The organism is Algoriphagus ratkowskyi (assembly GCF_002150505.1).
Taxonomy (GTDB): Bacteria; Bacteroidota; Bacteroidia; order Cytophagales; family Cyclobacteriaceae; genus Algoriphagus; species Algoriphagus ratkowskyi.
Genome location: NZ_MSSV01000008.1, coordinates 167,073 through 186,754 on the forward strand (window position 1 = coordinate 167,073; position 19,682 = coordinate 186,754).

General features: G+C 38.8%; 16 protein-coding genes and 1 tRNA gene. 3 read left to right on the forward strand and 14 right to left on the reverse strand.

The window, feature by feature from the left end:
• Window positions 1-27: 27 nt before the first annotated feature.
• Complete coding sequence (locus BVH02_RS10625) at window positions 28-597, reverse strand: YqgE/AlgH family protein (RefSeq protein WP_086501426.1); 570 nt, start codon at window positions 595-597, stop codon at window positions 28-30.
• Between the two features lie 96 nt (window positions 598-693).
• Here BVH02_RS10625 and pdxH point away from each other — a divergent pair, with 96 nt between their 5' ends.
• The gene (gene pdxH, locus BVH02_RS10630; protein WP_086501548.1) at window positions 694-1,326 is read left to right on the forward strand and encodes a pyridoxamine 5'-phosphate oxidase; all 633 of its coding nucleotides are present in this window, start codon (window positions 694-696) and stop codon (window positions 1,324-1,326) included.
• Here the strand turns inward: pdxH and bshB1 are convergent, their stop codons facing one another.
• The 8 genes from bshB1 to BVH02_RS10670 all read right to left on the reverse strand — a co-directional run bounded on the left by bshB1 (window position 1,327) and on the right by BVH02_RS10670 (window position 10,008).
• The gene (gene bshB1, locus BVH02_RS10635) at window positions 1,327-2,043 is read right to left on the reverse strand and encodes a bacillithiol biosynthesis deacetylase BshB1 (protein WP_086501427.1); all 717 of its coding nucleotides are present in this window, start codon (window positions 2,041-2,043) and stop codon (window positions 1,327-1,329) included.
• Window positions 2,044-2,064: 21 nt separating this feature from the next.
• Window positions 2,065-3,123 (reverse strand): peptidoglycan DD-metalloendopeptidase family protein, encoded by a 1,059-nt coding sequence (locus BVH02_RS10640; RefSeq protein ID WP_086501428.1) that lies wholly within the window; start codon window positions 3,121-3,123, stop codon window positions 2,065-2,067.
• 9 nt (window positions 3,124-3,132) lie between these two features.
• Window positions 3,133-4,077 (reverse strand): thioredoxin-disulfide reductase, encoded by a 945-nt coding sequence (gene trxB, locus BVH02_RS10645; RefSeq protein WP_086501429.1) that lies wholly within the window; start codon window positions 4,075-4,077, stop codon window positions 3,133-3,135.
• A gap of 178 nt (window positions 4,078-4,255) precedes the next feature.
• Entirely contained in the window at window positions 4,256-5,119 is an 864-nt protein-coding gene (locus BVH02_RS10650) for a sigma-70 family RNA polymerase sigma factor (RefSeq protein WP_057936313.1), read from the reverse strand.
• 88 nt (window positions 5,120-5,207) lie between these two features.
• Window positions 5,208-7,328 carry a polyribonucleotide nucleotidyltransferase gene (pnp, locus tag BVH02_RS10655; protein ID WP_086501430.1) on the reverse strand — a complete coding sequence of 707 codons (2,121 nt, stop codon included), beginning with the start codon at window positions 7,326-7,328 and terminating at the stop codon, window positions 5,208-5,210.
• Window positions 7,329-7,426: 98 nt separating this feature from the next.
• Window positions 7,427-7,702 (reverse strand): 30S ribosomal protein S15, encoded by a 276-nt coding sequence (gene rpsO / locus BVH02_RS10660; protein WP_057936311.1) that lies wholly within the window; start codon window positions 7,700-7,702, stop codon window positions 7,427-7,429.
• A gap of 60 nt (window positions 7,703-7,762) precedes the next feature.
• Entirely contained in the window at window positions 7,763-9,541 is a 1,779-nt protein-coding gene (locus BVH02_RS10665; RefSeq protein ID WP_086501431.1) for an LptF/LptG family permease, read from the reverse strand.
• A 71-nt stretch (window positions 9,542-9,612) separates the two neighbouring features.
• Window positions 9,613-10,008 carry an START-like domain-containing protein gene (locus BVH02_RS10670; RefSeq protein ID WP_086501432.1) on the reverse strand — a complete coding sequence of 132 codons (396 nt, stop codon included), beginning with the start codon at window positions 10,006-10,008 and terminating at the stop codon, window positions 9,613-9,615.
• A 350-nt stretch (window positions 10,009-10,358) separates the two neighbouring features.
• Between BVH02_RS10670 and BVH02_RS10675 the strand changes: the two genes are divergently transcribed.
• Window positions 10,359-10,432: transfer RNA gene (locus BVH02_RS10675), tRNA-Met, on the forward strand.
• A 200-nt stretch (window positions 10,433-10,632) separates the two neighbouring features.
• Here BVH02_RS10675 and BVH02_RS10680 read toward each other — a convergent pair.
• The 3 genes from BVH02_RS10680 to BVH02_RS10690 all read right to left on the reverse strand — a co-directional run bounded on the left by BVH02_RS10680 (window position 10,633) and on the right by BVH02_RS10690 (window position 15,598).
• Complete coding sequence (locus BVH02_RS10680) at window positions 10,633-13,275, reverse strand: MGH1-like glycoside hydrolase domain-containing protein (protein ID WP_086501433.1); 2,643 nt, start codon at window positions 13,273-13,275, stop codon at window positions 10,633-10,635.
• An 11-nt stretch (window positions 13,276-13,286) separates the two neighbouring features.
• A complete protein-coding gene (locus BVH02_RS10685) occupies window positions 13,287-14,105 on the reverse strand; it encodes an SDR family oxidoreductase (protein ID WP_086501434.1) in 819 nt (272 codons plus the stop codon).
• Window positions 14,106-14,239: 134 nt separating this feature from the next.
• A complete protein-coding gene (locus tag BVH02_RS10690) occupies window positions 14,240-15,598 on the reverse strand; it encodes an NAD-dependent succinate-semialdehyde dehydrogenase (RefSeq protein ID WP_086501435.1) in 1,359 nt (452 codons plus the stop codon).
• A gap of 232 nt (window positions 15,599-15,830) precedes the next feature.
• Here BVH02_RS10690 and BVH02_RS10700 point away from each other — a divergent pair, with 232 nt between their 5' ends.
• Window positions 15,831-17,882, forward strand: coding sequence for a glutamine--tRNA ligase/YqeY domain fusion protein (locus BVH02_RS10700; protein WP_086501437.1), 2,052 nt, complete (start codon window positions 15,831-15,833; stop codon window positions 17,880-17,882).
• Window positions 17,883-18,240: 358 nt separating this feature from the next.
• Here the strand turns inward: BVH02_RS10700 and BVH02_RS10705 are convergent, their stop codons facing one another.
• Both BVH02_RS10705 and BVH02_RS10710 read right to left on the reverse strand, forming a co-directional pair.
• On the reverse strand, window positions 18,241-18,843 hold the full coding sequence (locus tag BVH02_RS10705) for a tetratricopeptide repeat protein (protein WP_086501438.1): 603 nt from the start codon (window positions 18,841-18,843) through the stop codon (window positions 18,241-18,243).
• Window positions 18,844-18,853: 10 nt separating this feature from the next.
• Window positions 18,854-19,669, reverse strand: a complete 816-nt coding sequence (locus BVH02_RS10710; RefSeq protein WP_086501439.1) for a 2,3,4,5-tetrahydropyridine-2,6-dicarboxylate N-succinyltransferase — start codon at window positions 19,667-19,669, stop codon at window positions 18,854-18,856.
• Window positions 19,670-19,682: the final 13 nt, after the last annotated feature.

A 19,682-nucleotide genomic window follows, 5' to 3' on the forward strand; every position in this document is an offset into this window, starting at 1 on the left:
CAATATGAGCAAAAGTAGGGATTTTGCCTAATTTAATCTTGGATCTAGGGGATAATTTGCTATTACTTTGAACTCCCCTCCCATATTTTTAAGTAAGCTTTTCCACAGTTCTTCAGGTGTGAAACTGAATGTTTGCTCGTCTAGTTTTTCACTACAAATGATCCATGTCTCATCAGATAATTCATCCTCTAGTTGCTCTGAACCCCAGCCACTATAACCTATAAAAAACCTTACTGAATCAGGGTCAAGCAAGCCTAACTTCAATTTTTCAATTAAAGAATCATAATCTCCACCCCACCACACTTTCTCTCCCAAGGAAAGACTTCCATCCAATACTTTATCACCTACATAAATAAAATGTAAGGTATTTTGCTCTACAGGCCCACCTACAAACAGTTCTGAGTCTAAAAAATCTAAGGCTTCTACCAGCTCACCCAGTTTAAGAATGGATGGCTTATTAATAATTAGGCCAAAACTGCCCTCATCTGAATGCTCACATAGAAGAACCACAGAACGCACAAAATTTTCATCTTGCAAAAATGGCTCTGATATTAATAGATCACCAGCTTTAGGATTATGTAGTTTTTGTTCACTCATTCTGCTTTAAAATCTAAATTCTTGAAAAATATAAATCATAATTTTTTAAATGCAATGCCAATTGTAATTTTATCTTCAAGAATATATCAATTTCCTATGGACATCTCAGCAATACGTAAAGATTACTCAATTAAATCATTGGATATCAATGATGTAAGTGTTGATCCTCTCAAACAATTTGAAAATTGGTTTGAGGAGGCTATTCAAGCGGAAGTGCTAGAAGTTAACGCTATGACAGTCTCCACTGTAGGTTTAGATGGCGCACCCAATGCCAGAATCCTCCTTTTAAAAGGTGTAGACAGCGGTTTTGTGTTTTTCACCAATTATCACAGTGAAAAAGGTAAAGAACTTGAAATAAATAATTCTGCTTCGTTGACTTTTTTCTGGCCTGAGTTGGAACGTCAGGTACGTGTAAGGGGAAAAGTGGGAAAAGTGACTTCGGAAGAATCTGACAGCTATTTCTTCTCCAGACCTATAGATTCGCAAATTGGAGCATGGGTATCACCTCAAAGTCAGGAAATTCACTCTAGAGAAGAAATCAATGAGAGAAAGGAACAAATTATTAATGAGTTTGCTTCCAAAGAATTGGTTCGTCCAAGACATTGGGGAGGCTACCGATTACAACCATCAATTATTGAATTCTGGCAAGGAAGACCAAGTAGACTGCACGATAGAATCAAATACGAATTTCAGGGTGGCAAGTGGACTATGGTAAGACTTGCCCCATGATTACTTTAGGTTAAAAAGATCTTCTGCCCCAATCATACGCTCTACGGTGAATCCTTCTCCATATTTGGCCATGATCTTATGTCCAAATTCGCGTGCTCTAGCTTCAATGAAAGGAAGAAATTCAGGATCTGAAATAAAACTCTGTGGCTCCTCGCTTGAAGCATCATAGAATTGAGATTGAAAAGCTAGAATGCTGTCAATTTTTGTTTGCCAAAACGGAGTAATATCCATAACAAAATCTGGCTCTATGTAATTGTTTTGAATATAATGATAGACAAATTTTGGCCTCCAAGCTTCTTGGGGTATACCGTCTATCTGAGTTTCAATCTTACGAAGTCCACTCATAAAACAGGCGGTTGTGGCTAAACTGGAGCCCTTCCCATGATCTGGATGCCTGTCAGTAACTGCGTTAGCTAACACGATCTCAGGTCTATATTTGCGAATCATTTCGATAAGCTTCGACTGATGCACTTCATCATTTTGGAAATAAACATCCTTGAAACCTAGATTTTCTCTCGCTGAAAGTTGTAGAATTTTACTTGAAGCATTTGCTTCTTGTAGGCGCAACACCGGTGTTCCGCGAGTTCCCATTTCACCTCGGGTTAAGTCTACCACTCCTACCGTGTGTCCTTTTGCTACATGTGATGCTATAGTTCCAGAGCAGCCAAGTTCCGCGTCATCAGGATGTGCGGCAAATACTAAAATATCGAGCTTCATAAGTATTTCTATTTTTTTCGATTATTTAATGCGAAGGTTTTGACCTATTCGCAAAACAGTTCGCGTAGAAATACCATTTAATCTGGTGAGCGAACTGACGGATACACCGTATTTTCGAGCGATAGAACCTAAATTCTCCCCTTTTTTCACTTTATGGGTAGCAGTTGTTCTAGCTGGAGCTGATTTAGCCTGAATGATATTCCCAAATAAAGAGGGAGTAATTTGATAATTTTGATTTAGTATTTTATTGTCAGAAAAATCATAAACTTTCTCTGCATCAAAAGGTAAACCCCTGTATCGCAGTTCATAATGTAAATGTGAACCAGTGCTTTTGCCTGTATTTCCACCTAGCGCAATCAATTCTCCTGCTTTTACCTCTTGACCTATATCTACCAGCTGTTTGGACAAATGACCATACAAAGTTTCAAGTCCGTTTTTGTGGCGCACTACAATATAAAATCCGTAACCATAGCGATCAAATGATTTAATTCTAACAATTCCATCAAATCCACTATAAACAGGATCTCCAGTATTCAAATCTAAATCAGTACCATAATGCCACCTTCTCCATCTGTACCCATATGGAGAAGTTACAGGAGTTGTCTCTAAAGGCATTTTCCAATTGTATCCAAAAAACTCGTCGTAAAGTTTAATGTTTACAGTGTCTACAAAAGTCTTTGGATCAAAATCGTAAATGTCTATTTTATTCGAGTCCCAGGAAGAATAATATTCAAATGCAGTTACCCATATACTGTCAATTTGAATTTGCTCAGAAACTTTAATCAGTTGATTCGTAGGAGCCCAAATCATGATATTCCGATCTTCACTAATGATTGATCTGACTCTACCTAAGTTTACATTATTCTCAAAAATTATAGAATCTGTTACAGAAGTCAGCGTCCTTAGATAGGAATCTTGATCGAATGTCCTAAGCTCTATGTTTTTCCTCTCTTGGTTTGCAGCAGGGGAATGTGTCGTGTTATTTTTCTTGATAATCTTTGGAAAAATTTGAGCATTGACGTTTAAAGCGCCAATGCTCAGATTTATACAAAAGACTACAAATAGGATCGAATACCTCATTTATCGGGTTTAATCATTCTCGAACTCAGCCAAATATCTTTCTGCATCCAGTGCAGCCATACAGCCAGTACCGGCTGCTGTTACAGCTTGTCTGTAGATGTTATCTTGTGCGTCACCACAAGCAAAAACGCCTTCTACATTTGTTTTTGTGCTTCCAGGAATTGTTTTGATATACCCAGCATCATCCATGTGAATAAAGTCTTTGAATATGCCAGTGTTTGGTTGATGACCAATAGCAACAAAGAAGCCAGAAATAGCGATTTCTGATTTTTCTCCGGTTTTATTATTCAGGATTCTGACTCCATTTACCTCTTTATCACCTAAAATTTCATCCGTCTCTGTATTCCAAAGAATCTCGATTTTAGGATTATTCATAACGCGCTTTTGCATAATCTGCGAAGCTCGCATTTCATCCTTACGGATCAGCATGTATATTTTACTACAAATATTTGATAAATAGGAAGCTTCTTCACACGCGGTGTCGCCTGCTCCAACTATCGCTACTACCTGTCCTTTAAAAAAGAATCCATCACACACAGCACAGGCAGAAACACCTTGTCCATTCAATCTAGTTTCGCTTTCAATACCTAACCATTTTGCGGAGGCTCCTGTAGAAATCAATACTGTATCGGCGTGAATAGTAATCTGCTCATCTATGACTACGGTATGGGGTTTGGTAGAGAAATCAACACTTGTAGCTAAGCCATATCTCACCTGAGTACCAAATCTTTCAGCTTGTTTTCTGAAGTCTTCCATCATCTCGGGGCCTACGACCCCATCCGGATATCCAGGATAATTTTCCACATCATTGGTTATGGTCAACTGGCCACCTGGCTGAGGTCCAGTATATAATACAGGCGTAAATCCTGCTCTAGCAGCGTATATCGCGGCAGTATAACCTGCTGGTCCTGACCCAATGATCAAAACTTTTACTTTTTCAATTTCTGGTTGCATTAATAGAAAATATTAAATCTGGCAAATTTTATGAATTCTGCTTTAGTAACAAAGTTGCATATTGTTAAAATTCCCTAAGCTTTTGACCTAAGGAATATTTAATATCTGAACTCAGATACTGATTAGAAATATAACGAAAAAAAAAAGGGGGCTAACCCCCTTCTTGTACTGTGCTTGCTTATCCGAGGTAAGGTTTTAGTGTCTTACTACGGGAAGTATGTCTGAGTCGGCGGATAGCCTTCTCTTTTATTTGTCTCACTCGCTCTCTGGTAAGATTGAATTTTTCTCCGATTTCTTCCAAAGTCATTGCGTGCTCACCATTTAGTCCAAAGTAAAGCGTGATCACATCAGCTTCTCTTTGTGTTAGGGTAGAAAGTGCACGTTGAACTTCTTTACGAAGTGAGTCATTCATCAAACCATCATCTGGCTTCTCATCACCATCATTTTCTAATACATCCAAGAGGCTGTTTTCTTCACCTTGGACGAAAGGAGCATCCATAGATACGTGGCGACCAGAAATTTTCATGGTATCCACTACCTCATTTGCAGTCACTTCAAGCACTTCTGCCAATTCCTCAGGAGATGGCTCACGCTCAAATTTCTGCTCCAGCTCACTGAAAGTTTTGCTGATCTTATTCAATGAACCTACTCTGTTCAAAGGAAGACGAACAATTCTAGATTGCTCAGCTAATGCTTGAAGGATGGATTGTCTAATCCACCATACAGCATATGATATGAATTTAAAACCACGAGTTTCATCAAATCGCTGTGCAGCTTTGATCAATCCAAGGTTACCCTCATTGATCAAATCCCCCAAAGAAAGTCCTTGGTTTTGATACTGCTTGGCAACTGATACTACAAATCGAAGGTTGGCTTTAGTTAATTTCTCCAGTGCCAATTGGTCACCTTCTCTAATTCGTTTGGCCAGAACTACCTCTTCATCTGCTGTCAACAGGTCAACTTTTCCAATCTCTTGAAGATATTTATCCAGGGATTGACTTTCTCTGTTGGTAATCTGTTTGCTAATCTTTAGCTGCCTCATTCAGGAATATGATTTGTGAAATTTAATTATTTAAGAAAATCAAATTAATCAAATGTTTCGATTAACCTTATGCACTCAGTGCTGGTTTTTATGGTTTTGGCAATAAAGCCTTTCTTGAAAGCTTAAATTTGCCAGTTTTTTTATCGACATCGATTAACTTAACCTGTATTTCTTCTCCTGGCTCAAGTACACCGTCCATAGTCTCTAAACGCTCATGCTTGATCTCGGAGATATGAAGTAAACCATCCTTACCCGGCATAAATTCCACAAAGGCGCCAAAAGGTTGAATATTTTTAACTTTACCAGTATAAACCTCTCCTATTTCAGGCTGAGCTACGATTGCTTTGATACGAGAAAGCGCAGCATTAAGTTTATCTTGATTAGCAGAGAAGATGTTGATTTTTCCCTGATTATCCACTTCTTCGATCACAATAGTCGCTCCAGTATCTTTCTGGATCTCCTGAATAACTTTACCTCCAGGCCCGATCACTGCACCGATCAATTCCTTAGGAATCATCATGATGAAGGATCTTGGGGTATGAGGCTTCAATTCTGACTTAGGAGCTGCAAGTGTTTTAGTGATTTCATTCAATATATGAAGTCGACCGTCTTTAGCCTGAAGCAATGCTTCCTTCAATACTGAATAATCTAATCCTTCTACTTTCAAATCCATCTGACAAGCCGTGATACCTTTAGCAGTACCCGTCACTTTGAAATCCATATCACCTAGATGATCTTCATCTCCCAAAATATCAGAAAGAATAGAATATTTCCCTGTAGTAGCATCAGAGATCATACCCATTGCGATACCCGTCACAGCAGATGTGATAGGAATACCTGCATCCATTAGTGCTAATGAACCTGCACAAACGGTAGCCATAGAAGATGAACCGTTTGATTCTAAAATATCAGAAACGATACGGATAGTATATGGATTCTCTTCTACTGGAGGAAGAACCTTTCTAAGAGCTCGCATCGCGAGGTTACCATGTCCTACTTCTCTTCTAGCTGGTCCTCTGTTTATTTTAACCTCACCTGTAGAGAAACCTGGGAAATTGTAGTGTAAGTAGAATTTGTTGTATCCAGAAATAGTCGCTCCATCTACCATCATCTCGTCCATCTTTGTACCTAAAGTACAAGTAGTCAGAGATTGAGTTTCACCTCTGGTAAAGACTGCAGAACCGTGAGCTGAAGGCAAATAATCAACAACAGACCAAATAGGTCTTACTTCGTCCAATTTTCTACCATCCAATCTTTTCTTTTCGTTCAAAGTCAGGTTTCTAGCAGCTTCTTTATGGATTTTGCTGAAATATGGACCTATTAGGCTTGATTCAAATCCGTGATCATCACCTAAACTTGCTACGAATTCTTCTTTGATCTCTTTTATCAAAGCAGAACGCTCAGATTTGTTAGCTATTAGTTTACCAACTGAAGCATAAAGCTTGTCGTAAACATCGGCTTTCATTTTATCGAAAAGGGCTGGATCAGACTTTTCGTGAGAATATTCTCTTTTTACTTCTTTACCTACAAGCTTGGTAAGCTCGATCTGAGCCTGGCAATGTCTCTTGATTTCCTCATGAGCATATTGCATTGCTTCTAGCATTTCCTCTTCCTGGATCTCATTAGCTTCGCCTTCTACCATTAAGATAAAGTCAAGCGAACCTGCAACAATAAACTCTAAAGAAGCTTTTGCCAACTGAGTCGGAGTTGGATTGATGATCAATTTACCATCGATTTTCACTACGCGAACTTCAGAGATAGGTCCATTGAAAGGAATATCAGAAACTGCCAAAGCTGCAGAAGCAGCTAAACCAGCCAAAGCATCTGGAAGCACATCCTCATCACCACTAATTAAAGAAATAGCGATCTGAGTATCTGCATGGTAATCATCTGGGAATATAGGACGAATAGCTCTATCTACGATTCGGCTAATCAAAATTTCGTAATCAGATAGTCTTCCCTCACGCTTCAAAAATCCTCCAGGAATTTTTCCTGATGAAGCAAATTTCTCCTGATAGTCAACAGACATAGGTAAAAAATCCACTCCTTCTCCTGCTTCTTTTTTGGATACTACTGTAGCCAAAAGCATAGCTTTACCCATCTTCACTACCACAGACCCATCAGCTTGTTTAGCCAATGCACCTGTTTCTATTGTTATTTCTCTGCCATCTTCTAATGTGATGGTCTTGGTGATTAAGTTCGGTAACATAAATGATTGTTAGTTTGCGTCGTTAGTGATAAAAGTCTTCGTATAACCGTAAAAATAAAAAAGTAAGGTTCTCACTCAAGAGAACCTTACTAATTTGGTTATTTTCTGATTCCTAGCTCGGCGATGATTGATCTGTATCGCTCGATTTCTTTCTTATGAAGGTAATCTAATAGGCTTCTTCTTTTACCTACTAGCTTCAATAGACCAAGTCTTGAGGAGTGATCCTTCTTATTTGACTTCAAATGTTCGGTCAAATGCTTGATTCTGTGTGTAAAGAGGGCAATCTGAGACTCAGGAGATCCTGTGTCAGTAGCAGATTTTAACCGTCCATGATTCTTAAATAACTCTTCTTTAATCTCTGAGGATAAATACATGTTTAGCTAAATTTTGTAAAACAACCACAAAGGTAGGATTTATTTTAAGAAAACGAAAGCCTAATTCGCTTTTGATCGAAGAACCTTAAAGCCTCTCTGAATACTTTTCCATACACCTATATAAAAGTCTGGTTCAAACAATCTAGCGTCCTTTCTCGCCTGTCTTATAAAAAACAAACCAAATGGTAGCATACAAATATTTGAAAAGAAAGTGCCGAACAAAGGGTCCACAATCCCTTCTTTAGCCCATTTCTCTCCAGTCATCGTGAGCATATAATAAACGATAAAGAAGATAATAGAAATCAATACAGGCATTCCCAACCCGCCCTTTTTAATGATTGCTCCAAGGGGTGCGCCTATTAAAAACAAGGCAAAACAGGCAAATGCTTGTGTATATTTTTGATACCAAGCTATTTCAAATCTTCTAAAATCCCTTTCATAATTGTCAATTTGAGTCTGTTTGACAGAGAATTGATTTTTCAAGCTTCTAGAATTGTTCAATGCCATGGTAATGGCGTTCTGATAATATCCTCTATTTGTAGCTAAAGAATCTATTTGGGATCGTTCATAGTCTGTCAATGGTGCAGTTCGTAGTTGTTTTACACCAATAGCACTATTGATTGAGTCCAATACAGAGGATAAATTTTTGGATCTATCCAAGCTTTTACGTTTTCTGAAAATTGAGTCGCTAGATGAAATTTCACTAGAAGCTGCCACAGAATTGTTATTCAAAAGCTCTAACTCTTTAGAAGTAGATAGCTTAATTGATTCTGGATTATCGATTAAAATGGACGAACTGTCTTTTTGAGCTAGCATCTTTACGCGATCCAAGGAATCTGTAAGCGCTTTTTGCAAACTGATTTTATATGTCCTAATTGAATCATCCAAGGCCTTTCGCTCCATTATGTCCGAAGCGGGCTTTAATTTTCTTTCTCTGGTGAAAAATGGATAGATACTTTCTGCCTCTCGATAACTGCTGTAGCGTTGGTCGTTGACCAAAGTTTTTATTGAGTCCAGACCCAACTTAATTTCATGAATATTTTTAATTGACCTATTTGTTGACCAAGCCTCTTCTGCAGTTCGGTTGAGTTTGAAGGTATTGTTGAGGTCAAAAACTACCTCATTTGCATCAAAAGAGGTCCGAGTAAATTCTACCGGTTTTTCAAGAATTCCTCTAGTCTGTCTATCCTCTTTGTATTTTTTGCCATTGTACAAGGATAGCTTCATGTAATTTTCATTGAAAAACGGCTCCATACTGCCTGAATCTGCTAGAGTCACATCCAAATTACCTGATTGTCCATTTGCATGATTATATATCAAGATACCCTTGAGACCATACTCCCCCACTTTTTCATCGACCTTAATACTATATCCCGGGATACCATTATAGAAGACACCAGCTTTGATTTCTAATGCTGGCGATTTCATTCTGATATCATAGAGCAAACTAAAAGTCTTTAAATTTACCTTTGGCACTAGATAATTGTTCGATAGATAAGCAGCAAAAGACAGCACGATCACAAAAACCCCAATTGGTCTCAATGCACGTAGTAAAGAGATTCCGCTGCTTTTAATTGCTGTGAGTTCAAAATGTTCTCCCAGATTCCCAAAAGTCATTAAGCTGGAAAGTAAGACAGCCAATGGCAAAGCCATTGGAGATATACTGATGACAAAATAGCCAATCAGCTCCACGTAGATCCAAAAACTCAGACCTTTCCCAAAAATCTCATCGAAGTATTTCAGCATGTTGACAGTCAACAGGATGAAATCCACGACAATAAAAGTCAATAAAAATGGGCCTAAAAAAGACCCAAGTATAAGTTTATCTAGTTTCTTCATTATTCAAACTTCTCACAAGGCAAATACGATGCCTTGGAGTCGAAGTTCAAATTTGGTAAAATCAATCGAGATTACCCACCAATAATATCTTTCAATCTTCCAATCATTCCTTCCCATATAGCGACAAGCTCATCATCTTCGTAACTATCAGAGTAATCTATCACCTTTAGAAATAATGTTTGAGTTAAATCGTTTTCTTCCAATTTGAATTCTATAAAGGCATGATCACGCTCATCAGGCTTTTTTGGATCGTAAAACTCAAATTTGACATGAGAATTACTTCTCTGTGAAGCAAGACGCGCATAGTGATCTTCACCGTCAAAATTGAAAATATAATTCTTATCCTCATTTATTTTAACTTCGTCAGCAAACCACTCCTCTAGTCCGCTCGCAGTACTCAAATAATGAAAAACTATTTTCTTGGAGGCATTGATTTGATAATCAGCCACAAACTTGTTTTTAACCATAATAATCAATTTTACAGGATGTAAAAAATCAATTTTTTAAAGAACGTCAACTTGTTTTTAACAATACAAGACCTCATATTTGCATTCCCAACTGAAGGGGAGCTGTTCTGGGATGATAATATACGATTATCAACTATGAGTTTTGAATGATGATTGTGCTTTAATATAGGCATTAATTTCAAAAATAACTGCTTAAAATATGTTTCTAATTTATTAGTGACATTTAAGAGTTTTTGAATCAATAGTAAATAAAATATGGCGAGGTATCCCGATTGCTATCGGGAGCAGGATTCATATCCGTTAAGGCGGATGGGAGTTCAAATCTCTTTCTATTTGATGAATATATAAATGGCGAGGTAGCTCAGTTGGTTAGAGCGCAGGATTCATAACCCTGAGGTCGGGAGTTCAAATCTCCCTCTCGCTACTCTAAGGCTTTCAGAAATGGAAGCCTTTTTCTTTTATCAAGAGTTTATCGAATTGACTCTAAAGACTTTTAATCTCTATCCCATGGCACATTAGCTTACCGCACGGGAGTTCACATCTCCTCTCGATAAACAATTGGGACACTCAAAGGCTTTCAGAAATGACAGCTATTTTTTAAACTGGATAAAATGAGCTGTTTCCTTACTCTCCTTTCGTTTCATGGATAAGATTAGCAACTAGGGCTGTCCATCCTGTTTGATGTGAAGCCCCTAAACCCCTACCATTGTCTCCGTGGAAATATTCATAGAATAGAATTAAATCTTCGAAATTCTTATCGTTATAATATTTATGATGAAGCTGATTGACTACCCGATTACCATCTTGGTCTTTTTCAAATATTGCTACCAAACGCTTACTTAATTCTAAACTAATCTGATTTAAATCCATCAGATTTGATGATCCTGTAGGAAATTCAAACTTCAATTCATCACCACAAAATTTGTAGTATTCTTTCAAAGCATCGATGAATAAATAATTTAACGGGAACCATACCGGACCTCGCCAATTAGAATTACCTCCAAAAATTGAAATGGAAGATTCTCCAGGCTCATAACTGATGCTATAATCTTCGCCATGGAGGTTGATGTTATATGGCTCTGTGTAGACTTTTGATAGAGATCTAATGCCATATGGACTCAAAAACTCATTTTCGGATAGTAATACTCGAAAGAGCTTTTGCATTCTATCCTTTGGTACTAGAGACAAAAGCAAGTCTCCCCCATCGGTAAAATCTTGGATTACTTCATACTTTAATTTGTCTCTACGATATTTCACAAACCAAATCACACTTTTCCTAAATTCAGGAAGTTGATCAAGCGTCTCTTTCTTAATGGTGAGCACAGCAACTAGTGAAAGCATTCCCGCTATTGATCGTACTTTAATAGGTGTGTAAGTTCCCTCTTTCGGATTGATAAGTTGGTCATAAAAGAAGCCATCTTCCTCATCCCAAATCCCATCAAATTCCTTACTTATTTTATTCAGAGCTTCTGCAATAAAGACAAAGTGACCAAAATATTTCGTCGCCATATCCTCATACGTTTTGTCCTCTAATGCAAGTTCGAGACTGATTTCCATCATATTTTGACAATATAAGGTCATCCATGAAGTCCCATCTACTTGCTCTAAAATCCCATCACCAGGGATTCCATTACTTCGATCAAAAACCCCAATATTATCCAATCCCAAAAATCCACCCTCAAATACATTGTTAGCTCTTCGGTCAAGTCGATTTACCCACCAGGTAAAATTCAAATTGAGCTTATTGAAAACTCTTTTAAGGAAATCTATATCTCCTTTGCCTGTTTTGCTTTTTTCTATATTGTAAATGCGTATGGCAGCCCAAGCTTGTACAGGCGGGTTGACATCACTGAATGCCCATTCATAAGCTGGAATCTGACCGTCTGGAGCCATATACCATTCTTTAGTGAACAGTAACAATTGCTTTTTGGCAAAGTGAGGATCAATCAAAGCCATGGTAGTACAATGAAATGCAGTATCCCATGCAGCATACCATGGATATTCCCATGCATCAGGCATCAGCATGATGTCGTGATTTCTCAGTGTTTTCCAACTGCTATTCCTTCCCGTCAGCCTAGAAGCTGGTGGGGTCGGTTGTTTAGGATCGCCTTCAAGCCAAGTCTCCACATCATAATTATAATACTTCTTTGACCACAATAAGCCTGCAAATGCTTGACGCTGAATATTCAAGTGATCAATAGAATTTCTTTCAGAAATAGTTGAATAGAATTCAGCACACTCTGATCTTCTTAATTCAAACGTATTCTCAAAATTATTGTCAAATGGTATTGTTAGCTCTTTTTTAGTCAATCGCATACGAAATGTGCGAGATTCTCCAGCATCAAGAGTGATCTGATACAGTGGAGAGAACTTTGTCCCCTCTTGCTTTTCTGTAGCTATTGAAAAATCAGCATTAATTACCGCATCATGAAATAAATCCTTTTTGTATGGGTGGTCATTAGGCTGATTAAATACCTTTTCGGTATTCGTTTCATTCTCAGTAAAAAGTAACTGATCTGCTGTGTCAAAGTAAAAATTGTAATTGCCTACATATTTATGAGCTATCGAAACAAATGCGTTACCAGATTCATACCTGCTCTGGATCGCAGGCTTGGATTTCATTTCTTTAAAGCTCCAATAGTTTCGAATCCAAAGGGTAGGAAGAAGACTAATCGGAGCAGCTTCATGGAATCGATTGGTTATAGTAATCCGAATTAATAAATCTTCGGAATCCTCTTTAGCATACTCAGTGCACACATCGAAATATGCATTATTTTCAAATACTCCTGTATCCAAGAGCTCATATTCCAACTCATTTCTTCCCCTTTTCTTATTTTCTTCAAGAAGTTTTACATAAGGATATTCAACCTGTGAATACTTATAAAGATGCTTCATGTAGGAATGCGTGGGGGTGTTATCTAAATAATAATAGAGTTCCTTCACGTCCTCCGCATGATTACCCTCATTGCCAGTCAATCCAAAAAGTCGCTCCTTTAAAATTGGATCTTTCCCATTCCAAAGGGCAATTCCAAAACACATATTGCAGTATTGATCTGAAATGCCAGCCAATCCATCTTCTCCCCATCTATAGGTTCGAGAGCGAGCATGATCGTGCGGAAAATAATCCCAAGCAGATCCATCAGAACTATAGTCTTCTCTCACAGTACCCCACTGCCTTTCACTTAGGTATGGACCCCACTTTAACCAATTATTTTTACCGGCATCTTTTTCCTCAATTCTAAGCTGCTCTGCAGACTGTTTCAACATAAGTAGATTATTTAACCGTTTTCTGTAAATCCCGGATAGCAAGTCATCCCACCATCCACAAAAATCGTCGTCCCATTAATATACTCTGATTCATCTGAAGCAAGCCATGCTGCTGTGCTTCCAACATCCTCAGGGATACCAATTCTTTTGTAGGGTATAAGTTTATTCAACTTATCTATAGCCTCTTGTGTATCCCAAGCTTCCTTATTAATTGGGGTCTTGATCGCTCCTGGCGCGATACTGTTACAGCGAATCTTATATGGAGCGTATTCTTGACAGATGCTTTCCATTAACATCACTATTCCTCCCTTGGTAGCTGCATAGTTAGCATGACCGGCCCAGGGTATGATCTGGTGAACAGAACTTGTATGAATAATTTTTCCCAAAGAACTAGAAACCTCAGGCCGCATCCCACGCCTCAAAAATTCTCGAATAGCTTCCCTGGCACATAAAAACTGTCCAGTCAAATTTACATCTAATACTAATTGCCAATCTTCGAGTTTCATTTCATGTAAACTTGCATCTCTCTGCAAACCTGCATTTGGCACGCAGATATCTACCGTGCCAAAGTGATCAATTGCACGTTTGAACATATTGATCACTTGATCTTCTTTACTCACGTCACATTTGATGGCGATCGCAGTTCCACAACAATCCTCGTTGCTGATATTATGTGCGATCTCTTCTGCTTTTTCTGGATGAGAAATATAATTTATGATCACATTGGCTCCTTCACGCCCTAAAGAATACGCTATGGCCTCTCCTATTCCAGAATTGGCTCCAGTCACAATTGCAGTCTGACCTAAAAGTCTTTTATTTATTTTTTGCATGAATTTAAAATCAATTTTATGAAGTAATTCTTTCTAGAAATCACAGACTAAGTATGACTCTGATCGGAATGGTTATGGGTTTAGGAAATTTTGTAAAATGGCAAGAGATATAAGTAAACCAATTTTGAATCAGTCTATTTCTTTACATATATAGTCTTCCGATTTATAAACTCCATCATCCCATCTTTGGCTAATTCACGTCCGTAGCCAGATTTTTTGGTTCCGCCAAATGGTAATCTGGGATCAGATTTCACTAATTCATTAACAAAATAGGCTCCATCACTTACACGTGCAGACATCTCTAATGCAAGATCAATATTGGTAGTGCAAACGGTAACTCCTAGACCATATTTCGAATTTTCGGCAAGCTCAAAAGCCTCGTCAATATCTTTGGCTCGGATCATCGCAGCTAATGGTCCAAAAGTTTCTTCATCAAATGCTGGCATACCTGGTTTTACATTTCCAAGAACAGTAGGTTCATAAAAGCATCCGTTTTGATTGCCCCCGGCCAACAGTTCCGCACCCGCTTCAATGGATTTTTTTACTTGTTCATGAAGATCATCTGCAAGATCTTTTCGTGCTAAGGGACCGATTTGGGTAGCATCATCCAAGGTATCTCCAGACTTTAGCTTAGCTACTGCAGAGAGAAATTTTGATACAAATTCCTCATAAATCTCATCTATAAGAATGAATCGTTTGGCAGCGATGCAGCTTTGACCGCAATTCAGCATACGGGCTTTAACCGCAATTTCTACCGCTTGATCAATATTAGCATCTTTCCATACGATAAAAGCATTGTTTCCACCCAATTCCATAAGTGATTTTTTTAGATACTTCCCAGCCAAAGCTGCTATTGCAGCACCTGCACCTTCACTTCCGGTAAGCGTGACCGCTTTGATCGCCTCATGCTTTATAACATTTTCTGTTTGCTCATGATCAAAGATTAGATTTTGAAAAACTCCTGATGGAAAACCTGCATTACTAAAGACTTCTTCAATCATTTTCGCGCAGCCCAAAACATTGCTAGCATGTTTTAAAACTCCAACATTCCCAGCCATAAGCGTTGGCGCTGCAAACCTAAATACTTGCCAAAAAGGGAAATTCCAAGGCATGACGGCCAGCACAGTACCTATAGGTTCGTGTTTCACAAAGCTTTTGCTTGCTTCAGTACTGATAATTTCATCAGCCAAAAAATCTTGTGTATTATCCGCATAATAGTCACAAACTGAGGCGCATTTCTTTATTTCACTTCTAGATTCGGAGATCGGTTTGCCCATTTCCAAAGTGATCATTTCAGCATATACTTCTACATTCTCACGAAGCTCTTCCCCTGCCCTACGCATTAACTTGGCTCGCTCAGTGATTGATACTTTTCGCCATTCTTTAAATGCAACTTGTGACAGTGCTAGTAAAGAGTTGATTTCGTCTGAAGTATGACCACGATGTTTGGCCACTAGTTTTCCATTGTAGGGATTGGTGCTTGTATATTCCATGAGTATGATGCTTTTATTAATAACTTTTGAGAATTTACTGCAATCGGTAAAAGATGATTGAGCTCCGTAAATTCAAGTGTAGACTTTTGAACAATCATATTAACTATAATTCAAAAAGAATGGTTTATAAACTTATGGAAAGGATAAACTTAGAACATCCTAGCACAAGCAATTTCCCTTTTCAGTTGCAAATACCCCCATTTGACTTAATTTTGGGATTCAATTTTTACCCATGATAGAAGAAAGAGACTCACATAATTTCATAGAGCAAATCATTGTAGACGATTTAGCCGCTGGCTTTTCCTCGGATAAACTTCGTTTTCGTTTTCCTCCGGAGCCAAATGGCTACTTACACATTGGTCATGCTGCTTCCATTTGCTTAAATTTTGGCTTGGGAGAAATGTACAATGCGCCAGTTAATCTTCGTTTTGACGACACGAATCCTGCTAAGGAAGAACAGGAATACGTAGACGCTATAAAAAATGATATCCAATGGCTGGGCTTTCAATGGGCTACAGAATGTTATTCCTCAGACTATTTTCAGCAGTTATACGACTGGGCAATCCAATTAATCAAGGATGGCAAGGCTTACGTAGATGGGCAATCAGCAGATGTCATGGCATCACAAAAAGGAACACCTTCGACTCCTGGAGTTGCTGGGCCCTTTCGTGGCGCTTCTGTGGATGAAAATCTAGCGCTATTTGCAAGAATGAAAGCCGGCGAGTTTGAGCAGGGAAGCTATGTACTTCGTGCCAAAATTGACATGGCTTCACCGAATATGCTAATGCGTGATCCGATTTTATACAGAATCGTCAAGCGCGCACATCACCGAACTGGTAACGATTGGTGCATCTATCCTATGTACGACTGGACGCATGGAGAGTCAGATTATATAGAGCAGATTTCTCATTCACTATGTACGCTTGAGTTCAAAATGCACCGGGAATTGTACGATTGGTTTCTAGATCAACTTTATGATCCAGCCTTACTTAGACCAAAGCAGCGGGAATTTGCTCGTAGAAATCTAAGCTACACTGTAATGAGCAAGCGCAAATTGCTAGAATTGGTTGAAGGGAAAACGGTAACAGGTTGGGATGATCCTCGCATGCCTACAATCTCTGGATTGAGAAGACGTGGCTATACACCAGATTCGATACGAAAATTCTCTGATCTTTCGGGGATATCAAAACGTGATTCTGTGACGGATGTATCCTTATTAGAATACTGTATCCGAGAGGATTTGAACAAATCCGCTACACGTGTGATGGCGGTATTGGATCCCGTGAAGTTGGTGATTACTAATTACCCTTCGGGAAAAACTGAGATGCTCGAAGCAGAAAACAATCCAGAAGATCCGAATTCAGGAACACATGAATTGCCATTTTCTGGTGAATTGTATATCGAGCGGGAAGATTTCAAAGAAGATGCGGGAAATAAGTTCTTCCGTCTGACTTTGGGAAATGAGGTGCGATTGAAAAGCGCTTATATCATCAAAGGAGAATCTGTGGTGAAAGATGCTTCTGGAAATATAACTGAGATTCACTGTACTGCGGATTTAGAGTCTAGATCCGGAAGCGGAACTGAAGCCAGCACCAGAAAAGTAAAAGGAACACTTCATTGGGTTTCTATTCAGCATGCTATTAAAGCGGAAGTTCGTGAGTACGATAGACTTTTCTTAGATGAAGCTCCCGATAGTCATGAGGAGAAGAGTTTCATGCAATTTATCAATCCTGAATCTCTAAAAGTGATCAAAGAAGCCTACATGGAGCCATTCCTGAAAGATGCAAGCTTGAGCGATAAGTTTCAATTTCAGCGTTTGGGGTACTTCACGTTGGACAAAGATTCCACTTCAGAAAATCTTGTTTTCAATAAGACTGTAGGATTAAGGGATTCATGGGCTAAGCAAAACCCGGCTCCTTCTCCGCAAGCCAATCAGCCTAAGCCGCAGAATAATCAAGGCGGTGGACTGCCACAAGGCCAACGCTCTGCACTGAATGAAATCCAGAAAATAGCTAAGAAATACACCAACTTATCAGGTGAAAAACTTGCAGGGGCAAGAGCTGACATTGCGAAATTAGCGGAGGAAGTTAGCTATGAGGAATTGGAACCTCTATTTCAGACTGCCGCCAAAAAAGTTGGGACCCGAATCGGCGCAATGATCGCGTTGAGCGTCTTGCTGAACAAGGGTCAAGACAGAAATTCTGAGATTGAAGCCTTCATCTCTGCTGGATTAGCAGATGAAAATGAAGAATTGGTTAATGAAGCTAAGGGAATTAAAAATTAAAACTTGTCCTATCAGAGTTTTTAGTTCTGACTTTGATTTATAGAGTTTTTTATAAACATCGAAATTCTTAAAGTCTTTATAAAGCTGAAATTTTAAGAATACAAAAATTGCTCGTTGAGATAGCTCGACGGGCATTTTTTTTTAACTGACTAGTACTGCTACTCACATGCTCAATATCCAAAGCTTATGATAATTTAAACTTCATCGGTTGATGGCCTCCAAGTAAAAATTTCATCAATAGTTCGGCAATACCATAAAGGAAGAATTGCATGTCCAGTTTTCGGAGAAGTAGGAAAACTACAAATGCATTGAGAACGGAAAAATTGGCAAAAAAAAACCGGCCTAAGCCGGTTTAATTTTATTTACAATATTTGGTAAAGGCTTCATCTGCCCCGGGATACTCCAATGCTCTTGCAAGCTGAAAATCCTCACATGATGAACCTACTTTTTTCATAGCTATCTTCAACAAGCCTCTATTATAATAAGCTTGTCCAAAGTCTTTATCAACTGCTATTGCATTTCCATAAGCCTTTAAAGCCTCATCTGGTTTGCCAAGTTGATGTAGCGCTCGTGCTTTCATAAATGAAGCCATTGCTGGCGCTCCTGAGATCTCGGCTGCTTGATCAGAATACAGCAATGCATTTGTATAGTTCTTCTGGTTGTAATGTACATTCGCCAAACTAAGTAACACTTGGAAATTATTTGGCTCTACAGTCAAGGCCTTTTCAAAATCCGATTTTGCCTCTTCATAATTCCCCTGCTCCTCATTTGCCCTGCCTCTGTTATATAGCATTCGAACATCGTTAGGATTGAACTTTAACTCTTCAGAATATTCACTAGCTGCTTCTTCGTAATTTCCTTTTTTGAAATGTACATCTCCAGAACTGGTCTTTTCTTCTGAACAAGACCAAAGTGATACTGATATAAATAGAGCTAAAATAGCTTGAGTACTCGTTTTCATTATAGTTTGTTTATACTGGTACACTATTATCTCTGAGCGCCTCATTTAGAGATGTTTTGAGGTCGGTAGAGGCTTTTCTTTGACCGATGATCAAAGCACAAGGAACTTGGAATGTACCTGCGTTAAATTTTTTCGAAATAGAACCTGGAATTACCACGGAACGCTCAGGCACATACCCTTTATATTCCACTGGTTCAGATCCTGTCACGTCTATGATTTTCGAACTTGCCGTCAACGTAACACCAGCTCCTATTACTGCTTCTTTACCAATTCTGACTCCTTCTACAATGATAGCTCTGGAACCGATAAAAGCACCTTCTTCTATAATTACCGGCGCTGCTTGAATTGGTTCTAAAACTCCTCCAATTCCAACTCCACCACTCAAATGAACGTTTTTTCCGATTTGAGCACATGAACCGACAGTAGCCCAAGTGTCAACCATCGTGCCACCGTCCACATATGCACCAATATTAACATAACTTGGCATCATCACTACTCCACTAGCTAAATAGGCTCCATAACGGGCTACTGCATGAGGAACTACGCGCACGCCTTTCTCAGCGTAGTTAGTTTTAAGCGCCATTTTATCATGAAACTCGAATGGTCCGACCTCAATGGTTTCCATCTTCTGAATTGGGAAATATAGAATCACAGCTTTTTTCACCCAGTCATTTACCTTCCAGTTACCGTCTTCAGTTGGTTCTGCTACACGGATTGCACCAGCATCTAGGTCAGCTATGACAGCTCTAATGGCTTGTTGCGTTACTTCTTCCTTTAACAATTCCCGGTTGTCCCAGGCTTTTTCAATGATTGTCTTCAGTTCCATTATTTTGGTTAGT

What these genes read in the sequence shown, in the direction of transcription:
- rpsO (WP_057936311.1), bottom strand. Translation starts at nt 7,702, where the DNA reads ATGTATTTATCCTCAGAGATTAAAGAAGAGTTATTTAAGAATCATGGA.
- BVH02_RS10690 (WP_086501435.1), bottom strand. Translation starts at nt 15,598, where the DNA reads ATGGAATATACAAGCACCAATCCCTACAATGGAAAACTAGTGGCCAAA.
- BVH02_RS10705 (WP_086501438.1), bottom strand. Translation starts at nt 18,843, where the DNA reads ATGAAAACGAGTACTCAAGCTATTTTAGCTCTATTTATATCAGTATCA.
- BVH02_RS10665 (WP_086501431.1), bottom strand. Translation starts at nt 9,541, where the DNA reads ATGAAGAAACTAGATAAACTTATACTTGGGTCTTTTTTAGGCCCATTT.
- pnp (WP_086501430.1), bottom strand. Translation starts at nt 7,328, where the DNA reads ATGTTACCGAACTTAATCACCAAGACCATCACATTAGAAGATGGCAGA.
- BVH02_RS10650 (WP_057936313.1), bottom strand. Translation starts at nt 5,119, where the DNA reads ATGAGGCAGCTAAAGATTAGCAAACAGATTACCAACAGAGAAAGTCAA.
- BVH02_RS10685 (WP_086501434.1), bottom strand. Translation starts at nt 14,105, where the DNA reads ATGCAAAAAATAAATAAAAGACTTTTAGGTCAGACTGCAATTGTGACT.
- BVH02_RS10700 (WP_086501437.1), top strand. Translation starts at nt 15,831, where the DNA reads ATGATAGAAGAAAGAGACTCACATAATTTCATAGAGCAAATCATTGTA.
- trxB (WP_086501429.1), bottom strand. Translation starts at nt 4,077, where the DNA reads ATGCAACCAGAAATTGAAAAAGTAAAAGTTTTGATCATTGGGTCAGGA.
- BVH02_RS10680 (WP_086501433.1), bottom strand. Translation starts at nt 13,275, where the DNA reads ATGTTGAAACAGTCTGCAGAGCAGCTTAGAATTGAGGAAAAAGATGCC.
- BVH02_RS10625 (WP_086501426.1), bottom strand. Translation starts at nt 597, where the DNA reads ATGAGTGAACAAAAACTACATAATCCTAAAGCTGGTGATCTATTAATA.
- BVH02_RS10710 (WP_086501439.1), bottom strand. Translation starts at nt 19,669, where the DNA reads ATGGAACTGAAGACAATCATTGAAAAAGCCTGGGACAACCGGGAATTG.
- bshB1 (WP_086501427.1), bottom strand. Translation starts at nt 2,043, where the DNA reads ATGAAGCTCGATATTTTAGTATTTGCCGCACATCCTGATGACGCGGAA.
- BVH02_RS10670 (WP_086501432.1), bottom strand. Translation starts at nt 10,008, where the DNA reads ATGGTTAAAAACAAGTTTGTGGCTGATTATCAAATCAATGCCTCCAAG.
- BVH02_RS10640 (WP_086501428.1), bottom strand. Translation starts at nt 3,123, where the DNA reads ATGAGGTATTCGATCCTATTTGTAGTCTTTTGTATAAATCTGAGCATT.
- pdxH (WP_086501548.1), top strand. Translation starts at nt 694, where the DNA reads ATGGACATCTCAGCAATACGTAAAGATTACTCAATTAAATCATTGGAT.